General features: G+C 73.6%; 16 protein-coding genes. 5 read left to right on the top strand and 11 right to left on the bottom strand.

Going from position 1 to position 24,802, the window contains the following annotated elements:
- Nucleotides 1-52 precede the first annotated feature (52 nt).
- Nucleotides 53-853 (bottom strand): ABC transporter ATP-binding protein, encoded by an 801-nt coding sequence (locus tag C6376_RS13710; protein WP_254076371.1) that lies wholly within the window; start codon nucleotides 851-853, stop codon nucleotides 53-55.
- Between the two features lie 52 nt (nucleotides 854-905).
- Entirely contained in the window at nucleotides 906-1,823 is a 918-nt protein-coding gene (locus tag C6376_RS13715; RefSeq protein ID WP_107443677.1) for an ABC transporter permease, read from the bottom strand.
- A gap of 173 nt (nucleotides 1,824-1,996) precedes the next feature.
- Between C6376_RS13715 and C6376_RS13720 the strand changes: the two genes are divergently transcribed.
- Complete coding sequence (locus tag C6376_RS13720) at nucleotides 1,997-2,644, top strand: TetR/AcrR family transcriptional regulator (protein WP_173985638.1); 648 nt, start codon at nucleotides 1,997-1,999, stop codon at nucleotides 2,642-2,644.
- 235 nt (nucleotides 2,645-2,879) lie between these two features.
- Nucleotides 2,880-4,532, top strand: a complete 1,653-nt coding sequence (locus C6376_RS13725; protein WP_319594409.1) for a glycosyltransferase family 39 protein — start codon at nucleotides 2,880-2,882, stop codon at nucleotides 4,530-4,532.
- Between the two features lie 197 nt (nucleotides 4,533-4,729).
- Here C6376_RS13725 and C6376_RS13730 read toward each other — a convergent pair whose 3' ends face one another.
- Entirely contained in the window at nucleotides 4,730-5,245 is a 516-nt protein-coding gene (locus C6376_RS13730; protein ID WP_107443679.1) for a MarR family winged helix-turn-helix transcriptional regulator, read from the bottom strand.
- A 117-nt stretch (nucleotides 5,246-5,362) separates the two neighbouring features.
- Here C6376_RS13730 and C6376_RS13735 point away from each other — a divergent pair, with 117 nt between their 5' ends.
- On the top strand, nucleotides 5,363-5,776 hold the full coding sequence (locus C6376_RS13735) for an organic hydroperoxide resistance protein (RefSeq protein WP_069773249.1): 414 nt from the start codon (nucleotides 5,363-5,365) through the stop codon (nucleotides 5,774-5,776).
- Nucleotides 5,777-5,889: 113 nt separating this feature from the next.
- Here C6376_RS13735 and C6376_RS13740 read toward each other — a convergent pair whose 3' ends face one another.
- From C6376_RS13740 to C6376_RS13775, 8 genes are all read right to left on the bottom strand, one after another.
- A complete protein-coding gene (locus tag C6376_RS13740) occupies nucleotides 5,890-6,498 on the bottom strand; it encodes a hypothetical protein (RefSeq protein ID WP_107443680.1) in 609 nt (202 codons plus the stop codon).
- Between the two features lie 163 nt (nucleotides 6,499-6,661).
- On the bottom strand, nucleotides 6,662-8,974 hold the full coding sequence (locus C6376_RS13745) for a bifunctional glycosyltransferase family 2 protein/CDP-glycerol:glycerophosphate glycerophosphotransferase (RefSeq protein WP_107443681.1): 2,313 nt from the start codon (nucleotides 8,972-8,974) through the stop codon (nucleotides 6,662-6,664).
- 5 nt (nucleotides 8,975-8,979) lie between these two features.
- Nucleotides 8,980-11,232, bottom strand: a complete 2,253-nt coding sequence (locus C6376_RS13750; protein WP_107443682.1) for a CDP-glycerol:glycerophosphate glycerophosphotransferase — start codon at nucleotides 11,230-11,232, stop codon at nucleotides 8,980-8,982.
- 153 nt (nucleotides 11,233-11,385) lie between these two features.
- The gene (locus C6376_RS13755; protein WP_107443683.1) at nucleotides 11,386-13,662 is read right to left on the bottom strand and encodes a bifunctional glycosyltransferase family 2 protein/CDP-glycerol:glycerophosphate glycerophosphotransferase; all 2,277 of its coding nucleotides are present in this window, start codon (nucleotides 13,660-13,662) and stop codon (nucleotides 11,386-11,388) included.
- Between the two features lie 152 nt (nucleotides 13,663-13,814).
- Nucleotides 13,815-14,642: a carbohydrate ABC transporter permease gene (locus C6376_RS13760; RefSeq protein WP_254076373.1), complete on the bottom strand. Its 828-nt coding sequence runs from the start codon at nucleotides 14,640-14,642 to the stop codon at nucleotides 13,815-13,817.
- A gap of 20 nt (nucleotides 14,643-14,662) precedes the next feature.
- Nucleotides 14,663-15,946 carry a carbohydrate ABC transporter permease gene (locus C6376_RS13765; protein ID WP_107443685.1) on the bottom strand — a complete coding sequence of 428 codons (1,284 nt, stop codon included), beginning with the start codon at nucleotides 15,944-15,946 and terminating at the stop codon, nucleotides 14,663-14,665.
- A 69-nt stretch (nucleotides 15,947-16,015) separates the two neighbouring features.
- Nucleotides 16,016-17,392: an ABC transporter substrate-binding protein gene (locus C6376_RS13770; protein ID WP_107443686.1), complete on the bottom strand. Its 1,377-nt coding sequence runs from the start codon at nucleotides 17,390-17,392 to the stop codon at nucleotides 16,016-16,018.
- A 161-nt stretch (nucleotides 17,393-17,553) separates the two neighbouring features.
- Entirely contained in the window at nucleotides 17,554-21,213 is a 3,660-nt protein-coding gene (locus C6376_RS13775; protein WP_107448950.1) for an FHA domain-containing protein, read from the bottom strand.
- A gap of 393 nt (nucleotides 21,214-21,606) precedes the next feature.
- On the opposite strand from C6376_RS13775, the gene C6376_RS13780 reads away from it, so the two are divergent.
- Complete coding sequence (locus C6376_RS13780) at nucleotides 21,607-23,328, top strand: serine/threonine-protein kinase (protein ID WP_107443687.1); 1,722 nt, start codon at nucleotides 21,607-21,609, stop codon at nucleotides 23,326-23,328.
- A gap of 151 nt (nucleotides 23,329-23,479) precedes the next feature.
- Nucleotides 23,480-24,730 (top strand): serine/threonine-protein kinase, encoded by a 1,251-nt coding sequence (locus tag C6376_RS13785; RefSeq protein ID WP_107443688.1) that lies wholly within the window; start codon nucleotides 23,480-23,482, stop codon nucleotides 24,728-24,730.
- The last annotated feature ends 72 nt before the right edge of the window (nucleotides 24,731-24,802 follow it).

The raw sequence follows: 24,802 nt of genomic DNA on the forward strand, positions 1-24,802 counted from the left end.
CCCCCGATCGATTCGGGGGCGCCCTTCGCGCGTGGGGTGGAGGCGGCTGCGGCTACTTCGCCGCGGGCTTCTTCTTGCCGTCGCCGGTGAAGGCCTCGTACGCCTTGATGACGTCCTCCGCGGGCCCGTCCATGCGCAGTTCGCCGCGTTCCAGCCACAGGGCCCGTTCGCAGGTCTCCAGGATCGAGCTGTTGCTGTGGCTGACCAGGAACACCGTGCCCGCGTGCTCGCGCATCTGGCGGATGCGTTCCGCTGAGCGGCCGCGGAACTTGGCGTCGCCGGTGGACAGCGCCTCGTCGATGAGCAGGACGTCGTGGTCCTTGGCGGCGGCGATGGAGAACCGCAGCCGGGCGCCCATGCCGGAGGAGTAGGTGCGCATCGGCAGGGAGATGAAGTCGCCCTTCTCGTTGATGCCGGAGAAGTCGACGATCTCCTGGTAACGCGCCTTGATCTGTTCCCGGGTCATGCCCATGGCCAGGCCGCCGAGGTAGACGTTGCGCTCGCCGGTGAGGTCGCTCATCAGGGCCGCGTTGACGCCGAGGAGGGAGGGCTGGCCGTCCGTGTAGATCCTGCCGCGTTCCACCGGGAGCAGGCCGGCGATCGCCTTGAGCAGCGTGGACTTGCCGGAGCCGTTGGTTCCGATCAGGCCGATCGCCTCGCCCTTGTAGGCGACGAAGGAGACGTTCTTCACCGCGTGCACGGTGCGCACGCCGGCCGCCCTGTCGGCCTGCTTGCGGCGCACGATGCGGTTGAGGGCGGCCGTCGCGCTGCCCTTGCCGCCGACCGTGCCGTTGACCCGGTAGACGATGTCGACGCTGTCGGCGATGACCGTGGGGGTGCGCTCGTCGGCCACCGCGGGGGTGCGCTCGTCGGCGGGGTCGCGGGTGTCGGTGCGGTTTGCGATGTCAGCCACGTCCGTACGTCTCCTCGGCCTTCCAGAAGTAGATGAACCCGCCGACGCCGGCGACCAGCGCCCAGCCGGTGGCGACCAGCCACACGTGCGGCGGCAGCTGGCTCGCGTGGAAGGTGTCGATCAGCGCGAAGCGCATCAGGTCGATGTAGACGGCCGCGGGGTTGGCCCGGAGGACGTCGGCTGCCCACGCCGGCATGCCGTGGTGGGCCTTGACCAGGTTGTCGAGGCTCCACATCACGCCGGACATGTACATCCAGGTGCGCAGGACGAACGGCATGAGCTGCGCGATGTCCGGCGTCTTGGCGCCCAGCCGGGCCAGGATCATGGAGACGCCGGCGTTGAAGACGAACTGGAGGGCCAGGGCCGGGATCACGAGGAACCAGGAGAAGGCCGGCGGGACGCCGACGCCGAGCAGGATGAACACCAGGGCGGCCATCGAGAACAGCAGTTGCTGCAGTTGCTGCAGGCAGAACGAGATCGGCAGTGCGGCCCGCGGGAAGTGCAGGGCGCGTACCAGGCCGATGTTGCCGGAGATGGCGCGGGTGCCGGTCATGATCGAGGTCTGGGTGAACGTCCAGACGAACACGCCCGTGACCAGGAACGGGATGAAGTCCGCCACCCCCCGCTTGGTGTTCAGCAGCACACCGAAGATGAAGTAGTAGACCGCCGCGTTCAGCAGCGGGGTCATCACCTGCCAGACCTGGCCCAGCTTCGCCTGGCTGTAGGTGGTGGTGAGCTTGGCGGTGGCGAACGCGGTGATGAAGTGGCGGCGCGCCCACAACTGGCGGATGTACTCCGGCAGCGTGGGCCGGGCGCCACTGACCGTGAGGCCGTGTCGGGCCGCCAGGGCCGCGAGGTCGCCGTGGGGCGCGGCCTCCGTGCGGGGCGGTGTGTGGAGGACCTGACTCACATCCGCTGCTTTCACTCGGGGAGGGGGGCTCGGGCGGCGGCGCTCCCGCAGTCGTCCGAGCGTTTCCTTACGCTTTTCTTCACGTTTTCTTACGTCGGAACGGGACCGTATCGTCGCAACGTGAGAGTAGGCCGATTCGACGTCGGAACGCAACCGTTTCGTCGTAACGCCCTATGCTGGGTCGCATGACGACGAACGCGACGAACGCCGACGGACCGGGGGCGCGCCCGCGCCGCCGGGCCCCCGCGGGCGCGGCCGTGCTCCGCGAGGATGTGACGGAAGCCATCCGGGCGGCCGTGTTCGAGGAGTTGGCGTCCGTCGGGTACGCCCGGATGTCCATCGAGGGCATCGCCCGCCGGGCCGGCGTGGGCAAGACCGCGGTCTACCGGCGCTGGCGTTCCAAGCTGCACCTGGTCCTCGACATCGTGTCGTTGGTCGCCGTGCAGGGCCTGCCGGCCCCGGAGACGGGCAGCCTCGAGGGCGACCTGCGCATGCTGTACGAGGTCACCTCCCGGGCGCTGCGCCACCCGGTGGCCTCGCAGATCATCCCCGACCTGCAGGCCGAGGCGGCCCGCAACCCGGACATCGCCGAGGCCCTGCAGAAGGCGCTGAAGGAGGGGCAGGAGGGCGTCGCCCTGAAGATCGTCGCGGCGGCGGAGCGGCGCGGCGAGGTCCGTGCCGGGCTGGGCGAGGAGCTGGCGCTCGACCTGATCTCGGGCCCGCTCTACTGGCGTTCGGTGGTGATCCGCAGCCCGAAGCTGCCCAAGGGGTATCTGGGGGCGCTGGCCCGGGTGACCGCCGAGGCGATCAAGGCGCTGTGACGCCTGCGGCGGCACGGTCCTCGGCCTCGGGCCCGTCAGCGTTCGTCCGGCGGGGACGGTCCGGCGGTGGAGTCCCGCGCCGGGGACCGGGCGGCGGCGACCGCCAGAGGTGACGCTTCGTCAAGGTGTGCTTCGCTTCGGGTGGTACTAGGGATGGATATCGCTTTTGGTCTAATCTGATCGTCATGTGATGTCAGTCCCCGTGACGGGCGCACGCGCCGCGCAGAATCGGCCCGTGGTGTGTACACGCTCGCGGCCGACGAGCCGTACCGAGGTTCTGGCCGTCGCCGTACCGGTGGCGGTCATGCTCGCGGTCGGTCTGTGGGGGCTCGACCGCGGCGGCATGTGGCGCGACGAGGCCGTCACCTTCCAGGTGGCGCGGCGGACGGTGCCGCAGATCTGGCGCCTGCTGCACGGGGTGGACGCGGTGCACGGCCTGTACTACCTCGTCATGCACGCCGTCCTCGCCGTCCGCCCCGGTGAGGTCGTTCTGCGCCTGCCGTCCGTGTGCGCGGCGGCCGCCGCCGCGGGACTGGTCGCCGCGCTCGGGGTGCGGCTGGCCCGGCCCCGGGTCGGCCTCTGGGCGGGCCTGCTGTACGCGGTGACCCCGCTCGCCGGTCACTACGCCCAGGAGGGCCGCTCGTACGCACTGGTCGCGGCGGGCGCGGCCGGTGCGACGCTGCTGCTGGTGCGGGCGCTGGACGGCGGGACCGGGCGGATGTGGTGGGCGCCTGGTGGCGGGACCGGGCGGACGCGGTGGGCGCCGCGCGTCGGGGTTGGACGGGTCCGGTGGGCGCCCGGCGGCGGGTCCGGGCGGATGTGGTGGGCGTACGGAGGCGTCGTCGCCGCGACGTGTCTGCTGCACGAGTTGGCGGTGCTCGTGCTGTGTGCCCACGCGATCACGCTGGCGCTGCTGCGGGCGCCGGGGGCGGTGTGGCGGCGCTGGACGCGCGCGGCCGGCGCGGCGGTCGCCGTGCTGCTGCCGCTCGCGCTGCAGTCGCGGAGGCAGTCGCGTCAGGTGGGGTGGCTGCCGGTGCCGGACTGGGAGAGCGCCGAAAGGCTGCTGCGCGGCTTCACCGCGGGCCCGGAGGGTGCGGTGTTCTGGGGCTGCGTGACCCTGATGGCGGTGGGGCTGCTGGCCGGGCGGTCGACGGCTGTCACGGCACCGGTGATGCTGGCGCCGCCCGCGGTCCTGATGCTGTTCTCCCAGGTGATGCCGCTCTACCACGAGCGGTACGTGCTGTACGCCCTGGCCGGGGCGCCGCTGCTGATCGCGGCCGGAGCCGACCTGGTGGTCCGCCGGCTGGCCGTCCTCACCGGACGCTCCTCGCGCTCACGGACCGTCACCGCGGCCGGCGTCCTGGCCGTGGCGCTCGTCTTCGTTCAGCTGCTTCCGCTGCACCGGTACTACCGGACCCTCGCGCACCGCCCCGACAACCTCGCGGCCGTCTCCGCCCTGGCGGCCGGCGAGGTCCGTCCCGGCGACCCGGTGCTGTTCCTGCCGGCGCTCGGCCGACGGGCGGCGCTGACGTATCCGGACGGGTTCCGAGGGGTGCGGGACCTGGCGCTGAAGGCGCCCGGAGCCCGGTCCGGCACGCTGTACGGCCGCGAGGTCGGCCCGCGTGAACTGCAGCGCAGGCTCGCTCGTGTGGACCGGCTGTGGGTTTTCGCCCAGCGGTACGCGCTGCGCTCGCGCTGGTTTCCGGTCGACCCGACCGAGCGCCTGAAACTGGTCGCCGTGGAGGAGCGGTTCACTCCGCGGTGGGAGCGTGAACGGTCCGGCGTGACCCTGCGCCTCTACGTCCGCCGCCCGGCGGCGGACGCCGGCGGCTTCCCGCCCTCGGGCGGCCCTCCCGGACCGGACGGTCCCCCGGCGCCTGACGGTTGACGGCGCCCGGCCGCCCGGCGGTCTCCCGCGTACTGCGGTTGGCGGCCCGGGTGACCCTCCGGCGGCCGACGACCTGCTGACGGCGCCCCATGGCCCTCGGCGTCCAGTGGCCCTCGGTGTTCGGTCCCCCGCGTCCCGCGTCCCGCGTCCCGCGTCCCGCGTCCCGCGTCCCGCGGTCCCGTCCCCGGCTTACGGCCCTAGCGGTCTTCCGGCGTCGTGTCCTGCGGTGTCGTGTCCTGCGACGTCGCCGTGTCCAGGGCGGTGGTGAGGTGGTCCAGGCGGTCGCGCAGTTCGCCGATCGCGGCGAGGTCGAGGCCGGTGGCGGTGACGATCCTGCGCGGGACCTCCACGGCCCGGTCGCGCAGCGCCGTGCCTTCCTCGGTCAGCCGCACTTCCACCGAGCGCTCGTCGCGGGCGCTGCGCTCGCGGTGCACCAGACCGGCCGTCTCCAGGCGCTTGAGCAGCGGTGAGAGCGTGCCGGAGTCCAGGCGGAGGTGCTCGCCCAGCCGCTTGACGGGCAGGGTGCCCCGCTCCCAGAGGACCAGCATCACCAGGTACTGCGGGTAGGTGAGCCCGAGGTCCTTGAGGATCACGCGGTAGACGCCGTTGAAGGCGCGCGACGCGGCGTGCAGGGAGAAGCAGATCTGGCTGTCCAGGCGGAGCCAGTTCTCCGTGGCGTTCTCATGGCCGACGGGTGGCAGTGGGGCGGTCATGTCTTCAGGATAACTCTTACCCGCTATTTGATTGTGCCCAATTGAATTGTGTGCTCTACTTCTCTCTGTGAGGCGGCCGGACCGGGCCGCCGGATCGACTTGAGAGGGATGGAATCCATGGACGCGCTCTACACCGCTGTCGCCACCGCCACCCACGGCCGCGAGGGTCGCGCGGTCTCCTCCGACGGCAAGATCGACCTGGCGCTGGCCATGCCCGCGGAGCTGGGCGGCAACGGACAGGGCACCAACCCGGAGCAGCTGTTCGCCGCCGGTTACGCCGCATGCTTCGGCAGCGCCCTCGGTCTCGTCGGCCGCCAGGCGAAGGTGAACGTCAGCGACGCCGCCGTGACCGCCGAGGTGGGCATAGGTCAGCAGGGCGAGGGCTTCGCGCTCAAGGTGACCCTGCGCGTCGAACTGCCGGACACGGTGGACGAGGCGACCGGCCGCAAGCTCGTCGAGCAGGCCCACCAGGTCTGCCCCTACTCCAACGCCACCCGCGGCAACATCCCGGTCGAGCTCGTCATCGAGTAGTCCCCAGGGGCCGCCGAGGCCCTGGCGTCGAATGGCCCCCGAAACGAGCGGCCCCCGGAGGAAGCGGTCCCGCTCCTTCCGGGGGCCGCCCGTGTGCGGCGCGGGCGGCCGCGCTACCAGCGCCCCCCGGGCGCGGCCCCGACGTACGGACCGCAGCAGGCGACCGCCAGCGGAACCGCCGCGGTGAGCGCCCACCGGCTCCACACGGCGGCCCGCCGCTCGCGTTCCCAGCCCGCGACGATCGCCGCCGCGCCGACGGCCGCCGCGGCGCACGCGACCGGGTCCACGAGCAGGATCAGCCCGTACAGCGCGCCCAGCCACGCGTACCCCCAGTAACTCCTGAGGCCGTTCGGTCCGAGATAGCGGACCCGGCAGCGCACCGCCCCCGCGCGCGCGGCCGTCGACGCCCAGACCCAGAAGGCGAGCCCCACGGCGAGCGTCGAGGGGTGACCGAGGTCGCCGGCCGCCGCCGTCCAGCCGAGATGTCCGCGCCACACCAGGGCCATGGCGACCAGGCCCAGCGCCGCCGCCCAGGGACGGCCCGTCAGCACGCGCGCGAAGCGGCCGATGCCGGTGAGCAGCACCAGCAGGTTGAACGGGCCCGCCGCCGCCGTGCGGCTCAGGGGGTCGTGCCAGTACGCGAGGGACATCGCCGTCCAGAGCAGGACGCCGGCGAACCGGTAGGGCGTCAGGGGCCAGGGGGTGCGGACAGTGGGGCGCATGCCACGCGCCTTCCCGCTCACGGCGCGTTGTTCTCGGCGGCTAGGCCGCACGGGGGACGTCCCGGCCCGCGGCGGTGGCGCGGCGCGCCCGTGCCGGACCGCCGCCCGGGGGCGTGACAGTCCCTTCGCGCCCTTGCGTTCTCCGCAATGCCCGCGGGCCGGGTCAGCGCAGCTGTGGCCGGCGCGCCGAGCGGTCGACGGCCTTCGGGATCCGGACGACGCCGTCGTCCTGCCGGACGTGGCCGTCACCGTCCTTCCGGCCGTCGTCGCCCTTCCTGCCGTCGTCGTCGCCGTCGGCCGTCGTCGCCTCCGGCGGCTCACCGAGCAGGAACCGCCGGACGACACGCTCCGCGGCCCGCCCGTCGTCGTACTCGCAGAACCGCTCCCGGAACGCGGCGCGCAGCCGGGCCGACTCCTCGTCCCGCCAGGCGCCGGAGGTGAACGCCGTCGCCAGCTCCTCGTCGGACCGCGTCACGTGTCCCGGCGGCTCGGCGGTGATGTCGAAGTAGGCGCCCCGGGTCGCCCGGAAGGCCGCCCAGTCGTCGGCGTGGATCACGATGGGCCGGTCCAGCAGCGCGTAGTCGAACATCAGTGCCGAGTAGTCGGTGACCAGGGCGTCGGCGGCCAGCAGGACGTCCTCGACGTGCGGCTCGTCCGTGACGTCCGTCAGCGCGCCGCGCCGGTGCAGGTCGCGCAGGACCAGCGCCCGTTCGTGATGCGGGGCCAGGCTCGGGTGCAGGCGCACCAGCAGCCGGTGCCCGGGGCCGAGGGACGCGGCCAGCGCCTCCAGGCCGACCCGCCAGACGTGCCGTCCCCGGCGGTAGTCGCGCAGCGTCGGCGCGTAGAGGACGACCGTCTCGTGGGCGTCGATGTCGAGCCGTCCGCGCAGCTCCGCGGCGCGCTCGGCCCCGCCGCTCACCAGGACGTCGTTGCGCGGGCTCCCGCTGCGCAGCGATGCGAAGTGGCAGGGGTAGGCGCGCTGCCAGACCCCCTCGGAGTGCCGGTTCGCGACCAGGCTGACGTCCCACCGGTCGCTGCGCCGGAGCATGCCGCGCACGTTCGTGCCGTGCCGGGCGCCCGGCCGGTCGAGGTCCAGCGCCATGTGCTTGAGCGGCGTGCCGCGGTGCGTCTGCACATGCACCGAACCCGGCCGTTTGACCAGGTCGCCGGCCCAGTTGCAGTCGTTGAACCAGTGTGCGGCGCGCGCCATCACCCGGTAGTAGCGCCAGGACCCCGTCGTCACGCACTCGACGCCCGGCGGCACCTGGTCCAGCGCGTCGGGATGCACCACCCACACGCCCCGCACCCGCGGGGCCAGTTCCGCTGCCTTGGCGTGGATCGCCCACGGGTCGCCGTTCACGGCACGGCTGTGTCCGGCGGAGTACACGGCGAGCCGCGGGTCGAGCGGCCGCCGCAGCTGGATGCGGTACCAGGACCGCTTGACGTGCCGGGCGACGAGGCCGCGCAGCCGGCTCGCCGTGCGGGTGGTCGCCTTGCCGCCGCGTCGCCACAGACAGAGACCGAGGTGGACGCGGTGGTGAGGGGCGAGCGCGAGCAGCCGGATCTCGGCGCGGCGACTGTCCGGCGGCGGCGTGAAACCGGGGGGCACGTGCCGCCGGTAGAAGGCCCGGATGTGCCGGTAGAACTCCTTGCGGTCGCCGCGCAGTACACGTTCGGGGCGGGCCACGGCGAACAGCATGTGGTCCAGGGCCCGCTCGAAGAGCAGCGGTCGCGCCCAGTCGAGGCCGGGCCGCTCGGCGAGGAACGCGAACAGGCCCTCGTACTGTTCGAAGATGTCGAAGTGCCTGCGCCCGGGGGTGCGGGTGATCGCGCCCTGCCGCCGCTGCCGGTACTCGACGCCCACCCGGTCCAGACAGGCGATCCGCTCCGCGGTGACCATGGTCTGGTAGGTGACGGGCGCGTCCTCGTACAGCCCCGGCCGGTACCGGAAACCGTGCCCGAGGAAGAAGTCCCGGCGGTAGGCCTTGTTCCAGGCGACCAGGAACAGCCGCAGGTACTCGGGGGAGCGGCGGACGTCGAAGGTGTCGGCGCCGGCCTGTTCGAGGAGTCCGGCGGCGTCGCTGCGGCCCGCGCGGCCCCACCAGTGGGTGCGCACGTGGTCGAAGACCAGGATGTCGGGGTCGCGGGTCGCCTCGAGACGGTCGGCGAGCGCCCGCAGCAGTCCGGGCGTGTAGCGGTCGTCGCTGTCGAGGAACAGGACGTAGTCGCCGGTGGCGTGCGGCAGGCCGGCGTTGCGGGCACGGCCCAGGCCCACGTTCTGCGGCAGGTGGACGGCCTTGACCCGCGGGTCGCGCGCCGCGTACTCGTCGAGGATCGCGCCGCAGCCGTCGGGCGAACAGTCGTCGACGGCGATCACCTCGAGGTCGTCGAACGACTGCTCCAGCACGGAGTCGAGGCATTCGCGCAGGAATCCCTGCACCTTGAAGACGGGGACGATGACACTGAAGCGGGGCACGAAGGTCAGCTCCTCGAAGAGGTCGTCGCGGTGGCGGGCGCGGGCGCGGGCGTGCGGCGGGGGAGCGGAACGGCGGGCTCGATGCGCTCGGCCGGCTCCCCGAGCAGCACCCGGCGCACCACACGCTCGGCGGCGCGTCCGTCGTCGAACTCGCAGAAGCGCGCGCGGAACCGGGCGCGCAGCTCGGCCGCCTCCGCCGCTGTCCAGCGGCCGGAGCGGAACACCTCGGCCAGCTCCTCGGGGGTGCGGGCGACCGGTCCGGGCGGGGAGCCCGGGAAGTCGAAGGTGACGCCGCGCGTCTCGCGGTACACGTCCCAGTCGTCGGCGTACACGACGACGGGCCGGTCGAGGTTGGCGTAGTCGAAGACGATCGAGGAGTAGTCGGTGACGAGGACGTCCGCCGCGAGGCAGACGTCCTCGGACGAGCGGTGCGCCGTGACGTCGATGATCCGCTCGTCGCGCGGGCGGGCCCGGTCGTCGTCGTGGAAGTAGTGCGCGCGCAGCAGGATCACGAAGTCGTCGCCCAGGGCGTCGCAGAGCGCCCCGAGGTCCAGCCGGGAGTCGGAACCGGCGTCGTGGTCGCGGTGGGTGGGCGCGTACAGGACCGCGATGCGGCCCTGCGGGACGCCGAGCCGTTCGCGCACGCGGCGCACGTCGTCCGCCGACGCGGTGTAGTAGACGTCGTTGCGCGGATAGCCGTACTCGAGCATCTCGTACGAGGACGGGAAGGACCGTTCCCACACCTCGGTGGAGAGCCGGTTCGAGCTGAGGTTGAAGTCCCAGCGGTCGACCCGGCCGAGGAGGCGCTCGAAGCTGCCGGTGGCGGCGGCGACCACCGGATGGTCGGCCTGCTCGACGCCCATCTTCTTCAGCGGCGTGCCGTGCTGCGTCGACAGGTGGACGCTGCCGGGTCGCTTGACGACGGCCCCCTCGAAGTTCGCGTTGTTGATCAGGTACTTGGCGCGGGCCAGCACCTGCCAGTAGCGGCGGCTGCCGATGACGGCGTGCTCGACGCCCTCCGGCAGGGTGTGCGCCTGGTCGGCCTCGACGAGGAACACCGAGCGGATGTGCGGCGCGAGTTCGGCGGCCTTGGCGTGGATCGCGGCCGGGTTGCAGGCGTAACCGCGGCCCCAGTAGGCGCAGTACACGGCCAGATGGGGATCGATGCGGCGGCGCAGCTGACACCGGTAGTACAGGCGGGTGCGCAGCCCCCGCGCGCGCGGTACGCGCAGGGCGGCCGACGACGCTCTGCGGTTGGCGCCGCGCAGCGCCCGGAACGCCGTGTACGCCCCGGCCGCCAGCAGCCGGTGCTGCACCCCGAGGCTGCCGCCCGGCCTGCGGTGACCGGCCGGGCGGTGACGCCGGTACAGCCTGCGCGCGCGGCGGAAGAAGACCCGGCGGCTGCGCGCCGGCAGCCGGGCCGGATGCGCGGCGGTCTTCAGGACGGCCGCGAAGAGCTGGTCGAACAGCGCCCCCGACCGGTCCTCGGACAGCCCCTGCCCGGCCGCCCGGGTCAGCACCAGCCCGGCCTGGTCCAGCAGGTCCAGGTGGTGCCCGCCCGGCCGGTTCAGCGGGTCGCCCTGACGCCGCAGCAGATGCCGTACGACGACCGAACGCGTCACGGCGACGCGGCCCGCGTGCACGGTGACCAGGCCGCCGAAGCCGACGTCCGTGAAGTGCCCCTCGGGGAAGGCGAGTTGGTGCTCGGCGAGGAAGGAGCGCCGGTAGAGCGTGCCCCACACCGGGAGCTGCAGCCCGGTCAGCCGGGGTGCTTCGTCGGGCGCGAAGGCGCCGGCCGGTGTCCTCGCGGGCAGCGCGGCCGCCGGAGCGTCCGGCCCGCCCTCCCACCAGTGGACGCGCTCGTGCTCGGTGTACAGGACGTCCACGTCGCCGGTCTCGGTGAGGCGCGCGTCCAGCGCGGCCAGGGCGCCCGGGGCGAGGGTGTCGTCGCCGTCGAGGAACAGCACGTACGCGCCGCTCGCCGCCCGCATCCCGGCGTTGCGGACGCCGGCCAGGCCCGACGCGGGCGGCGCCTGCACGGGGACCACCCGGGAGTCGCGCGCCGCGTACCCGGCGGCGATGCCCGCGGCCACGGCGTCGGGAGCGTCGGCGACCGGGATCAGCTCGAGATCGCCGTAGGACTGGGCGAGCACGGAGTCCAGCGCCAGGGACAGCCGGCCCTCCCCCAGCCGCGTATCCACTCGGCCGGGGGGACCCCCGTCCCCGTAGGACGGGACGATGATGCTGAAGCGGGGCATGCTGCTCTTTCTCCGTCTGCTCGGTGAGGTGCCTGATGCTCAGGCCGTACGGATCCGGCCGGGGCGCCCGGTCGGGCGCCAGGTGGAGGGCCGGGTCGGAGTGGGCCGCGACGAGCCGGTGGGCATGGGGAACTCCCGGTGGGCGAAAGGCGTTCAGCGGCGTTCGGTGACGGCCGGCGGACCGGACGGGCGCGGCACGGTGGCCAGCGGCGGACGTCCCGGCGCGGCCGGCGTCTCCGTGCGCGCCGCGGACGGCACCGGACGGCGCTCGGCGAGCGGCACGACCGGCGGCACGGCCGTCTCGCCGAGCACCACCCGCCGTACGACGCGCTCGGCGGCGCGACCGTCGTCGTGCGGGCAGAACCGCTCGCGGAACACGGCCCGCAGTTGCGCCGAGCGGGAGCTGCGCCAGTGGCCGGTCGTGAAGATGTCGATCAGCTCGTCCTCGCTGCGCGCGACCGCGCCAGGCGGGAAGGACCGCAGGTCGAAGTAGGTGCCGCGGGCCGCCTCGTACGCCTCCCAGTCGTCGGCGTGGATGACGATGGGGCGGTCCAGGTTGGCGTAGTCGAACATGAGGGACGAGTAGTCGGTGAGCAGGGCGTCCGAGGCCAGGCAGAGGGACTCCACGCTCGGGTGGTCGCTGACGTCGATGACGCCGGGCGTCCCGCGCTCGAGGGGGCTCTCCTGCCAGTAGTGGGCGCGGGCCAGGATGACGAAGCGCGGGCCCATCCGGCGCATGACGCGTTCCAGGTCGAGGTGGCAGCGCTGGACGCGGCGGTAGTCGCGGTGGGTGGGCGCGTACAGCACGGCGACCGTGCCGCGGGGGATGCCCAGGGACTCCCGCAGCCGGGCCACGTCCGCCCCGGTCGCCCGCAGGAGGACGTCGTTGCGGGGATAGCCGTACTCGAGGGTCTCGTAGCGGCCCGGGTAGACCCGCTCCCAGGTGAGGGTGGTGTGGCGGTTCGCCGACAGGACGTAGTCCCACTTGTCGACGCCCCGCAGCAGCTCCGCGAAGTCCGTGTCACGGGCGGCCGCCGGGCGCTCCTGCAGGTCCAGGCCCATGTGCTTGAGGGGGGTGCCGTGCTGGGTCTGCACGAAGACCTGGCCGGGGCGCTTGACCAGCCGGCGGTCGAAGTTGACGTTGTTGACGAGGTACTTGGAGCGGGCCAGCGCCGTCCAGTAGGCGGCGGTGCCGGGGCGCACCTGGCGCGGTCCCGGCGGGACGGCCTCCCGGTGTTCGGGGCGGGCCACCCACGCCGTGCGCACCTGCGGCGCGAAGGTGCGGAACGCGGCCTCCAGCGCACCCGGGTTGCAGCTGTGCCCGCGGCCCCAGTAGGCGGCGAACAGGGCCCGGTCGGCGCGCAGCGGCAACCGCAGCTGCACCCGGTAGTGGGCTTGCAGGACGGCCGCCTTCAGGGCGCGGGCGAGTTTCGACACGGCCTTGTGGGCGCGCCGGCGCACGGTCATGGACGCCTGGAGTGCCCGGTACACGCGGTGTACGCCGAAGTGGACCAGGGTGTGCCGCAGCCGCGAGCGCAGCGGTACCGAGACACCCGCGATGCGGTAACGACGATAGTGGGCGCGGGCCTTGCGCAGGAACTCGGCGCGCGAGCCGCGCGGCAGGCGTTCGCGCTTGGTGAACACCGTCGAGAGGTGGTCGACCATGCGACGGAACAACACCGGCCGCCAGTGCGCGAGTTCGGGGTGCCTTTCGAGGAACGCGAAGACCCGGTCGTACTGTTCGAAGACGTCGAAGTGGCCCCGGCTCGTGGTGGACAGGATGTTGCCCCGGCGGCGCTGGCGGTAGTGCACGCACACCCGGTCCAGCGTCGCGATCGACTGCGCCGACAGCAGCGCCGGATACGTCCACGGGGTGTCCTCGTAGAAGCCGGGCGGGAAGACCAGGTCCACGCCCTCGACGAACTCCCGCCGGTAGGCCTTGTTCCAGGCCACCATCAGCACCCGCAGCAGCCCGGGACGGTCCGCCAGCCGGAACGGGGCCGTGCCCTCCTCGCCGAGCTGTTCGGCGAACTTGTTGCGGACCGACTCACCCGTCCAGTACGTGCTCGCGTAGTCGTAGACCAGGACGTCCGGGTCGCCCGTCTCCCGCAGCCGGTCGGCGATCGCCTGCAGCGCGCCCGGGGTGAGCGTGTCGTCGGAGTCGAGGAACACCAGGTAGTCGCCGGTCGCCCGCTCCAGGCCGGCGTTGCGGGCCCGCCCCAGACCCACGTTCTCCGGCAGGTGCACGGCGTGCACCCGCGCGTCCCGGGCCGCGAACTCGTCGATGATCTCTCCGCAGGCGTCCGGCGAGCAGTCGTCGACGGCGATCAGTTCGAGGTCGGCGCAGGACTGGGACAGCACCGACTCGAGGCACTCGTGCAGGTACGCCTGAACCTTGTACGCGGGAACGATGACACTGAACCTGGGCAAGGGACATCCATGGGTCGGCGCGGGCGGTAGACAGGGCCTTGCCCGGAAACGGCCGATGGAGTGACGTGGTTACGGTTTCTGTGGCATACGGGGGAATCAAGGATGAACGGAGCAGGGCGGACCGGTGACACTGACCGCCCTGCCGTTCGCGGCTACTTGACCGCGCCCGCCATCACCCCCGACACGAACTGCCGCTGGAACGCGAAGAAGACGGCCAGCGGAATCACCATCGAGATGAACGCGCCGGGCGCCAGCACGTCGATGTTGTTGCCGAACTGCCGTACCTGGGTCTGCAGGGCGACCGTGATCGGCTGGCTGCCGGCGTCGCTGAAGACCAGCGCGACCAGCATGTCGTTCCACACCCACAGGAACTGGAAGATGGCCAGCGACGCGATCGCCGGGCCGCCGAGCGGCATCACGACCCGAGCGAACAGCCGGAGTTCGCCCGCCCCGTCGAGACGGGCCGCCTCCAGCAGCTCGCGCGGGATCTCCGCGAAGAAGTTCCGCAGCAGGAACACCGCGAAGGGGAGCCCGAACCCGACGTGGAACAGGACCACGCCCATGATCGACCCGAACAGGCCGATCTTGCCGAACAGTTCGGCGATCGGGATGAGCGCCACCTGCACCGGCACCACCAGCAGTCCCACGACGCCCAGGAACCACCAGTCGCGGCCGGGGAACTCCATCCAGGCGAACGCGTATCCCGCGAGCGAGCCGATGACGACCACCAGGACCGTCGCCGGTACCGTGATCAGCGCGGTGTTGACGAGCGAGTCGGTGATGTCGCCGTTCTCCAGCAGCTTCCGATAGCTGTCGAAGGTCAGCTGGGAGGGCTTGGCGAACACCTCCCACCAGCCGCTGACGCTCATGTCCTCGGGGGGCCGCAGCGAGGAGATCAGCAGCCCCACCGTCGGCACCAGCCAGAACAGGCCGACGACGATCAGGAAGGCGCGGACCAGCCCGCCGTTGAGCTTCTCCATGACCCAGGCGAGTCGCTTCGTCACCGCCGCACCTCCCGCCGCAGCCGCCGCACGTTGAACCACATCACCGGGATCACCAGGAGCAGCAGAAACACCGCGATCGCGCTGGCGACGCCGGGCTGGTCCTCGGAGAATCCCTTGCGGTACAGCTCCAGGGCGAGCACGTTCGCGTCGTCCTGCGAGGAGCCCGGGGCGATGATGAAGACCAGGTCGAAGACCTTCAGCACATTGATCATCAGGGTGACGGTGACGACCGCGAGGACCGGTGCGAGGAGCGGGACGGTGACCCTGCGGAACACCTGCCACTCGTTGGCGCCGTCCACGCGTGCGGCCTCCAGCAACTCGCGCGGCACCCCGGCCAGTCCGGCCGCGATCAGCACCATCGCGAAGCCCGCCCACATCCAGATGTACGAGCCGATGATCGCCGGCGTGACCAGCGAGGGGCCGAGCCAGTCCAGGCCGTTGTACGCCTCCGCGAAGTTGCTCGCGGGGAGCCGGAGCAGGGCGCCGTCGGCCGCGGCCGGGAGGGCGAAGGTGCCGTCGTCGGCGGCCTTCGTCGACGCGACCACCTTGCCGTCCTTCACCGCCTCGACCCTCATCCCGGCATAGCCCAGCTCGGACGCGTCGGGGGTGCCGAGCGTGCCGACGCCCTTGCCGCGGGTGAAGTCCTGCCAGGCGGTCCCGGTGACCTTCCCCGGCTCGGGCCGCGCCGCCACGGCCCCCTTCGCGTCGCCCGGCATCCGGTCGGGCGCCACGCCGACCAGGGGAAGGGCGACCGGCTCACCGGCCCGCACCGCCGACCTCGTGACGAAGCCGCCGCCCTTCTCCGGCCGCAGCGGCGAGTCGCGGCCCGGGTGCGCCTTCGGGAACGCCGACGCCTCGGCGAACGTGTCGTGCACGCCCACCCACACCGCGTTGGCGACGCCTTTGTCCGGGTCCTGGTCGTAGACCAGCCGGAAGATGATGCCGGCGGCGAGCATCGAGATCGCCATCGGCATGAAGACGACCAGCTTGAACGCCGTGCCCCAGCGCACCCGTTCGGTCAGCACCGCGAAGACCAGACCGAGCGCCGTCGCGATCGTCGGCGCGAACACCACCCAGATCACGTTGTTCTTCAGGGCGGTGCGGATGCCGTCGTCCGTGAAGAGGGCTTTGTAGTTGTCGACTCCGGCGAAGCCGTCGCCGGACTGGTCGTAGAAGCTGCGCACGACCGAGTACCCGATCGGGTAGACCACGAGCGCGCCGAGCAGCACGAGAGCGGGCAGCAGGAACAGCGCCGCCACGGTCCTGCGGGTGCCGGTCACGCTCCTGCGCGGACGAGGAGGGGCGGGGGCTCCGGGAGCCCCCGCCGTCGCGGGCGTCGTCACGCCGCGTCAGTTCCCGTACGCCGCGGCCGCGCCCGACTCCAGGGTCGCCTGGGTGCCGGCCACGTTCGTCGGGTTCTTCAGGAAGTCCTGCAGCGCCTTCCACTCGCCCTTGCCGGGGGTCCCGCCGAACGCCTGCGGGGCCTGGTCGGACATGTCGAAGCGGAAGTCGTCGCCGGCCGCGATCAGCGCCTTGGCCATCTTCTGCTGCACCGGGTTCGGGTAGGCCGACTCCGGCACGTTCTTGTTCGGCGAGAGGTAGCCGCCCAACTTCGCCTGGATGGTCGCCGCCTCCGGCGAGGCCAGGAAGGTGGCCAGCGCCTGGGCCGCCTCGGAGTCCTTCAGGATCACCGCCGCGTCACCGCCGGAGACCACCGGCGAGCTGTCGCCGACCGCCGGGAACGGGAACACCTTGGCGTCCGTGCCGACCTTCGCACCCGCCTGCACGATGTTGACCTGCGCGAAGTCGCCCTCGTAGACCATGCCCGCCTTGGGCTGGTCGCCGCCGGAGAACGTCTGCGTCACCGAAGCCGGGAAGTCGGTCTGCAGCGCGCCGGCCGCGCCGCCGGCGACGTAGTCCTTCTTGCCCCACACCTGCGCCAGCGTCGTCAGCGCGGCCTTCACGGACGGGTCCGTCCACTTGATCTCGTGCTTGGCCAGCTGGTCGTACTTCTCCGGGCCCGCCTGGGAGAGGTAGACGTTCTCGAACCAGTCGGTCAGGGTCCAGCCCTCGGCGCCGCCCACCGAGAACGGCGTGACACCGGAGTCGTAGACCGTCTGCGCGGTGGTGAGCAGTTCGGCCCACGTCTTGGGCTCGGAGGCCCCCGCGTTCTCGAAGACCTTGGCGTTGTACCAGATCAACGACTTGTTGGCGGCCTTGTAGTAGACGCCGTACTGCTTGCCGCCGATCTTGCCGATGTCCTGCCAGCCCTGCGAGTAGTTCTTCTGCAGCTCCTTCAGGGCCGCCGCGCCCAGCGGCTTCGCCCACCCCTTGTCGACGGCCTGCTTGATGGCGCCCGGCTGCGGGAGCATCGCGACGTCCGGCGGCTGCCCGCCCGCGACCTTAGAGCCGAGGAAGTTGATGATCGGGTCCTGGGCGGGCACGAAGGTGACCTTGGCGCCCGTGCGCTTCTCGAACTCCGCCAGGACCTTCTTGAAGTTGGCCTGTTCGGCGCCGGTCCAGACGGCGGCCACCTCCAGGCTCTTGCCGTCCAGCTTGGGAAGGGTGACGGAGGCGCCGCTCTCCTTGGCCGTCGCGCCGCCGTCGCTGCTCTTGTCGTCGTCGCTGCCGCAGGCGGTGAGCGAGAGCGCCATGGCCCCCGCCAGGAGCGTGGCCGCCGCCCTCACGGTCCTGCGTGTCCGGATGGTGTTGCTCATACCGCGCATCACTGCCCCGTTCTTCGTTCGTCATCGAACGTTGAGCGCTGTCCCGTGGCAACTGGTCTACGCCGGGTGCCGGGGGTCGGCAAGAGCGCCCACGCTGTCAAGCGGGGGATCGTGACCGCGTCGTGATCGTGAGCGTCGCCCGTCCGGCGGTCCGGCGGCCCTCACACCCCCGACGGGCTGGACGGGGCGGTGTGCCGGCCGGCCGCTCTCTCCAGGGCACTGGCCAGGAGGGCCAGGTCGGTGGGGCCGTTGCCCAGTTCCCGCACCGGTCTGCGGGTGGGCGGATCACCCATGCGACGCCAGTCCAGCGGGACCACGGTGGGGCGCTGGGTCGCCGTGCGGGGGATACGGCCCGTCACCCGACCGCCCTGGAAGGGCGTCGGACGGCCGTCCGCGACGTGGAGGCGGCCACGGCCCGGCGCCGGTTCGTCCGGTCCGGAATTCGGCGCCTCCAGGGTTATGCGCACGGTGGCACGACGGGCCGGCTCGGACTCCGCGGTACGGCCGCCGGGGCCGGTCGCGGCCACCAGGTGGACGCCGAGCCGCTCGCCCTCGCGGGCCACCGCCTCCAGCGCGCGCATCACCGAGCCGGCGGCGGGCCGGCCGGGGGAGCCCAGGGCGGGGGAGACCAGCGCGTCCAGGTCGTCGACGACGACCACCAGGCGGGGCAGCGGGGGCGGCGTCTCGGCCCGCTGACGGGCGGCCGCCCCGGGACGCAGCCGGAGCGTCGCGCTGGGCGGGGTGTCCAGGTCGGCGGCGCCCGCGCCCGCCCCGGCCGGCGGCGCTCCCGGTGTGCGCTGCGGGACGATCCGGCCGGAGACCGCGCGGTGCGTGTGCCACTCCGCGAAGTCGGAGCGGCCCAGCAGTTCGGCCCGCCGCTTCAGCTCGGCGCTCAGCGACTGCGCGAACTCCCGCATCCGGACCGGGTCGTTGGCGGTGAGATGAGCGCTGACGTGCGGGACGTCCGTGCACACCCGCAGGCCGTCGCCGGCGCTGCCCTTGCCGACGGTGTCACGGCCGTCCAGCAGGATCACGGCGAGCCGCTCGGGCCGCTCGGCGGCGGCCAGCGAGGCGACGAACGCCCGCAGCAACTCCGTGCGCCCGCTGCCGCCCGGTCCCTCGATCAGCACGTGCGGGCCCTCGGCCACGAGGTCCACCCCGAGCGGGCCGCGCGGGCCCGCGCCGAGCACGGCCAGCACCCGCCCGCCCAGCGACGCTGCGTCGTCGGCCGCGTCCGCCCAGCGGGCCATCAGGGAGGCGGGCGTCGCCCGCGCGAGACCCAGCTCGTCCAGCAGCCGGGCCGACGGCGGCAGCGGCGCGGACACCCGCGGGTGCCGGTCGCCCGCCCCCGCGCCGTCCGGGCGCAACGGCGCCAGCGCCCGCGCGAAGCGTTCGGCCCAGGCGGCGGAGACCGCGTCCACCGCGCCCACCGTGCCCGGTCCCACCGGGCCGGGCCGCTCCGTGCGTGCACCGGCGGGCGCGACCCGCAGCAGTCGCAGCGCCGTCGCCACATCCCCGCTGAGCAGCGCGACCGCCCCGCACGCGCGGAACGTCGGGGCCGCCGCGCAGGCCGCCTCGTACGTGTCGGTCACCGGCGACGAGGGCGAGGCGGCGGGCGTCTCGGCCAGGCAGACGACGTGTATGCCGGCGCGCGGCCCGGCCGCCGCCAGCCGTGCCACCGCCTGCCGCAGATCGGCGCCGCCGGGGTCGCCGTCCACCACGACCACCGTGTACGGGCCGGTGAAGCCGCCGTCGGCCGGACCCTCCGCCACCGCCCAGGAGGGGCGGTGGGCCGCGTTGCGGGGCGGCGGCACCTGTCCGGGGACGGCACCCCGCGGCTCGCCCGCCCCGCCGGTCTCGTCGGTGTCGCTGGTCCCGTCGGTGTCGCTGGTCCCGCCCGCCCCGCGCGCGTTGTCCGCGAGGCGGTCCTCCAGTCGGCGCAGGAGTTCGTCGGCTCGGGCCGCGGCCTGGTCGCGGTCGTAGGCGAGGAGCAGCCGGCAGTCCTGTCCGTGCCCGGGGCGCAGATGGGGCAGCCAGCCCAGCCAGGACCACTCGGCGGTGCGCTCCTCCTCGGAACGCGCCCGGTCCGTGCTGATCAGGACGATCTCCAGGGCGTCGGGGGAATGCAGTGCGGCGAGCTGGGCCAGCACCGCGCGCGCCAGCCCGGACAGCCGGGGGCGCGGCCCGGCCAGGCCGAGCGCGCCGACCTCGCGCAGGCCCGCCGTGACCGGCACCGCGGGCAGCAGTCCCGAGCCGTCGGGCGCCGGCCGGTCGGCCGTGCCGAGCCGCACGGTGAGCGACTCCGGGTGCCCCGGCCCGCGCTCCCACAGCCGGGGACCCGGGCCGAGCGCCGTCAGCAGCAGCGCCGCCGGGTCCGGCCAGGTCTCGGGCGCGGCGGACACGAAGGCCGACGGCCGGTCCTCGGCCGCGGCCGTCCCCTCGTCGGGCGCGTCGGCGGCGATCTCGTCCTGGCCGCCGCGGGATCCGGCCAGCCGCCGCGCCCAGGCGGAGAGACCTCCGCGGCGGCGCACGCCCGCGGGGACGTCGGTACCGCGCAGGGGGGTGCCTTTGCGGCCGGGGCCGGCGTGGTCGCCCTCCCCGGGGTCGCCGTGACCGCCACCGAGAGGGGAGAGGGAGTCGACGGGCGAGGCGGAGTCGTGGCGTGAACCGGAACCGGAGCCGGAACCGGAGTCTGAGCCGGAGTCGGGGGTCGCGGGGTGGGCGGGGTGCGGTCCGCGGGCGCCCTCGTGGTGCGCGGCTGTGAACGAGCCGAGGCCCGCGTGGCCGCCGTGGGTGGCCGCGGGACCCTCGCCTGCCGCGCGCGCGGGTCCGGCGGAGCGGCTCTCGATGCGCGGCGCCACGCCCTGGCCCGGCACGACGTGGGACGCGAGGGGGACCTCCCGGGCGCCCCGCAGTCGCTCGCCGCCGACGCCCCCAGCGGCGCTCCAGCCCGCGGTGCCGTAGCCGTGGCCGGTCTCGCCGGACGGCCCGATGGACCCGGCGCGGCCGACCGGCCCGGCAGGCCCCACGGCTTCCGTCGGCCCCACCGCTTCCGTCGGCCCCGTCGGGCTCGGCTGACCCGCCGGGCCCGTGGGTGCGTCGCCGGAAGGCCCGGCCGCGGGGTCGGCCGCCGTGTCCCCGCAGGGCACCCGTACGTGCCCTTCGCCGTCCGGCGTCGTGGCCACCCGGGGGCCCGGGCCGCCGGGCGGAGCCAGCCGCAGGGCCGACTCACCGACCCGCAGCAGGGCGCCGGGGGCGAGGCGCACGGGGCGGGCCTGCACGCGCGTGCCGTCCAGCGCGGTGCCGTTGGTGGAGCCGAGGTCGGCGACCGTGACCCGGCCGTCGGCCGAGAGCGTCACCGCGCAGTGCAGCCGGGAGACGTCCGGGTCGTCCAGCGGGATGTCGGCGTCGGCCGAACGGCCCACCCGGACCTGGCCGCCGTGCAGTAGGTGGACCCCGCCCGCGTCCGGCCCGGCCACCACGTGCAGGCGGGCCGGGGCCTCGTCGACCTCGGGATGCGGCTCGGGGTCGGCCGGCGCGCCCAGCGACAGCACCGCGCCGTCGATCAGCGGGGGCTCGCCGAGCGTGCACCGTCGCGCGTCGAGCCGCTCCACACCCGCGTACAGCACGACCGCCGCGGCGGACGGGGAGGAGGCGGAGCCCTCCCCGCAGACGGCGGCGGCCAGCGCGGACGCCACCGCGGCCAGAGCCGTGCCGGCGGGAGCGGTGACCAGTACGTCGCAGCTCACGGCCCGGGCCCGGGCGTCGGCAGGCGGGCCGGGCGGGCCCTGCGGGTCTACGACGGTCAGCCGGATCTGCATCGCCGTCAGCGGTCCCTTCTGCACGGGCGCGGGCTTCCCCCCACCCCACACGAGCACAGCGGCCAGTACTGCAGGCATCCTCGCACCTGTCACTGACAACGCGCCCACCAGCCGGGGGCAAGTGATCTTGAATGGTCGGCTCTGCCCGCAAAAGTGCCGGACAAGTGCCCGGCCGGCGATCAGTTGAGATCGGTCACGTGTGGCTCGGGCAACCAGGACGACCGGGCGAAACGTCTTTCCTTCGAAATGCGACGACAGCCCGGTGTCCGCACGGCGGCACTACAGTGGGTCGGAACACCGGCAGGACAGTCGAGCGGGACCGGCAAGCCCGGCGGATCGGCGGGACTGGCGGGACCGACAGGACTGGCAAGCAAGCAGCAGGGAGCGCATGACGTGCGGCCGGTAGGCAGCAAGTACCTGCTCGAGGAGCCGCTCGGACGCGGCGCCACGGGCACCGTCTGGCGAGCCCGCCAGCGCGAGACCGCGGGCGCCGAGGCGGCCGTGGCCGGCCAGCCCGGGGAGACCGTCGCGATCAAGGTCCTCAAGGAGGAGCTCGCGAACGACCCCGACGTCGTGATGCGCTTCCTGCGGGAGCGGTCCGTGCTGCTGCGCCTGACCCACCCGAACATCGTCCGGGTCCGCGACCTGGTCGTCGAGGGCGACCTGCTGGCGCTGGTCATGGACCTCGTCGACGGCCCCGACCTGCACCGCTATCTGCGCGAGAACGGCCCCTTCACGCCGGTCGCCGCCGCCCTGCTGACCGCGCAGGTCGCCGACGCGCTCGCCGCCAGCCACGCCGACGGCGTCGTGCACCGCGACCTGAAGCCCGCCAACGTCCTGATGATGCAGAACGGCGGGCAGATGCACCCGCTGCTCACGGACTTCGGCATCGCGCGCCTCGCCGACTCCCCGGGTCTGACCCGGACCAGCGAATTCGTCGGCACGCCCGCGTATGTAGCCCCGGAGTCCGCCGAAGGCCGCCCGCAGACCTCCGCCGTCGACATCTACGGCGCAGGCATCCTGCTGTACGAGCTGGTCACCGGCCGTCCGCCGTTCTCCGGCGGCTCCGCGCTCGAGGTCCTGCACCAGCACCTCAACGCCGAGCCGCGCCGCCCTTCCACGGTCCCCGACCCGCTCTGGACGGTCATCGAGCGCTGCCTGCGCAAGAACCCCGACGACCGTCCGAGCGCCGAGAACCTCGCGCGCGGGCTGCGGATCGTCGCCGAGGGCATCGGCGTGCACGCCAACTCGATGCAGATCGCCGCGGCCGAAGGCGTCGGCCATGTGCTCGCGCCCGACCCGGCGCCCGCCGCCGTGCCGGGCAGCGGATACGACCCGAACGCCGCGACCAGCGTCCTGCCGCACACGGGCGGCCCGGCCGGCGCCGCCGACCCCACCGCCGTCCTGCCCCACACGGGGGGTCCGCAGGGCGCGGCCGACCCGACGGCCGTCCTGCCGCCGGTGCCGCCGGGCCAGTACGGGGGGCCTGCCCAGCCGCCCGAGCAGCCGCACCCCTGGCAGACCCAGATGCAGGGCGCCCGCGACCGCAACGAGCAGACCCAGGTCCAGCAGTACCTCGACCCCGGCGACGACCCGCTGCGCCGCCGCCCCCAGCGCCAGGTCTCCCGCCAGCCGCAGCAGGCGCCGCAGCCATACCAGCAGCAGCGGCCCCCGCAGCATCAGCAGCAGCGCCCCCAGCAGCGTCCGCAGCCGCAGGCCGGCTACGGGTACCCGGGACAGTCGCCGCAGCAGCAGTACGCGCCGGCCCAGCAGCCCCAGCAACAGCCCCAGCGGTACGCGCCGGCGCCCACGCCCCAGCAGCAGCCCCGCCAGCGGCCGCAGGCCGAGCCCCGGCAGCCGCGCGAGCCCCGCCAGCGCGGCGCCAACCCGATGAAGATCCCCGGGCTGGGCTGCCTGAAGGGCTGCCTGTTCACCATCGTCATCCTGTTCGTGGCCGGCTGGCTGGTCTGGGAGCTGACCCCGCTGCAGGACTGGATCGGCACGGGGCAGAGCTACTGGAAGCTCATCAGCGGCTGGTTCCACGACATCACCGGCTGGATCGGCGACCTGGGTTCGAGCTCCGGAGGAAGCGGGACCGGCACCGGCACCGGCTGACCGTCCCGTCGGCTCCGAACCGGCCGTGAGCCCCGCGAGTCCGCGAGTCTGTGGACTTGTCGACATCTGGCGGGTGATTTCCGTCTCCGCGGTGAAGGTTGGCTCTCAGGACGCGTACTTTGATGGGCAACACGCGTCTGTAGGAGCAGCCTTGGCACGGAAGATCGGCAGCCGGTACACCGCCCACCAGATCCTGGGACGGGGCAGCGCCGGCACGGTGTGGCTGGGTGAGGGTCCGGAGGGGCCCGTCGCCGTCAAGCTGCTGCGCGAGGACCTGGCCTCCGACGAGGAGCTCGTGGGGCGCTTCGTGCAGGAGCGCACCGCGCTGCTCGGCCTGGAGCACCCCCATGTGGTGTCCGTCCGTGATCTCGTGGTCGACGGCAACGACCTGGCGCTCGTCATGGACCTGGTCCGCGGCACCGACCTGCGCACCCGTCTCGAGCGCGAGCGGCGGCTCGCGCCGGAGGCAGCCGTGGCGATCGTGGCGGACATCGCCGAAGGGCTGGCCGCCGCCCACGCGGCCGGGGTCGTGCACCGCGACGTCAAACCGGAGAACGTGCTCCTCGACATGCAGGGCCCGCTCGGCCCCGGCGGCTCGCACCGTGCGCTGCTGACCGACTTCGGCGTCGCGAAACTGATCGACACCCCCAAACGCACCCGCGCCACCAAGATCATCGGCACGCCGGATTACCTGGCGCCGGAGATCGTGGAGGGCCTGCCGCCGCGCGCCTCCGTCGACATCTACGCGCTGGCGACGGTGCTCTACGAGCTGCTGGCGGGCTTCACCCCGTTCGGCGGCGGCCACCCGGGCGCGGTGCTGCGCCGGCACGTGACGGAGTCCGTCGCGCCGCTCCCCGGCATCCCGGACGAGTTGTGGCAGCTGATCGTGCAGTGCCTGGCGAAGGCGCCGGCGTCCCGGCTGCGGGCGTCCGAGCTGGCCGCCCGGCTGCGCGAGCAGCTGCCGTCGCTGGCCGGGATGCCGCCGCTGGACGTGGACGAGCCGGACACCGAGCCGGAGGGCGGCGAGCCGGACGAGATCACGCCCGCCGCGTCCGCCCCGTCGGCGTCCGCCCGGCGGGAGCGGCGGGGCTCGGTCCCGCTGGTTCCCGGCGCGAAGCCGGACTCCAACCGGGACACCCACACGTCGATGCGGGTGCCCGCGCCGGACGAACTGGCGGGCGGCGCGCACGGCACGGCGCGGGTGCCGAGGGCCGCCGGGGCGCCGCGCCCCGGCTCGGCACGGAACCGTTCCGCCACCCGGCGCCGGCGCATCACGCTGAGCGTGGCGGCCGCGGCGCTGGTCGCGGCGGCCGGCATAGGGACGTGGGCGGCCGTCTCCGGGGACGACGCGGGAGCGCCCCCGCAGGACACGAAGAGCACCTCATCAACGGCAACGCCATAGACAAGCCCCCGAAGCACGCCTCAAAACGCCGAAACGACAGCGGCGGGTTCGATGGATCTTTCGGGCGAGTGG

The sequence above is a fragment of the Streptomyces sp. P3 genome (genome assembly GCF_003032475.1).
Classification (GTDB): domain Bacteria; phylum Actinomycetota; class Actinomycetes; order Streptomycetales; family Streptomycetaceae; genus Streptomyces.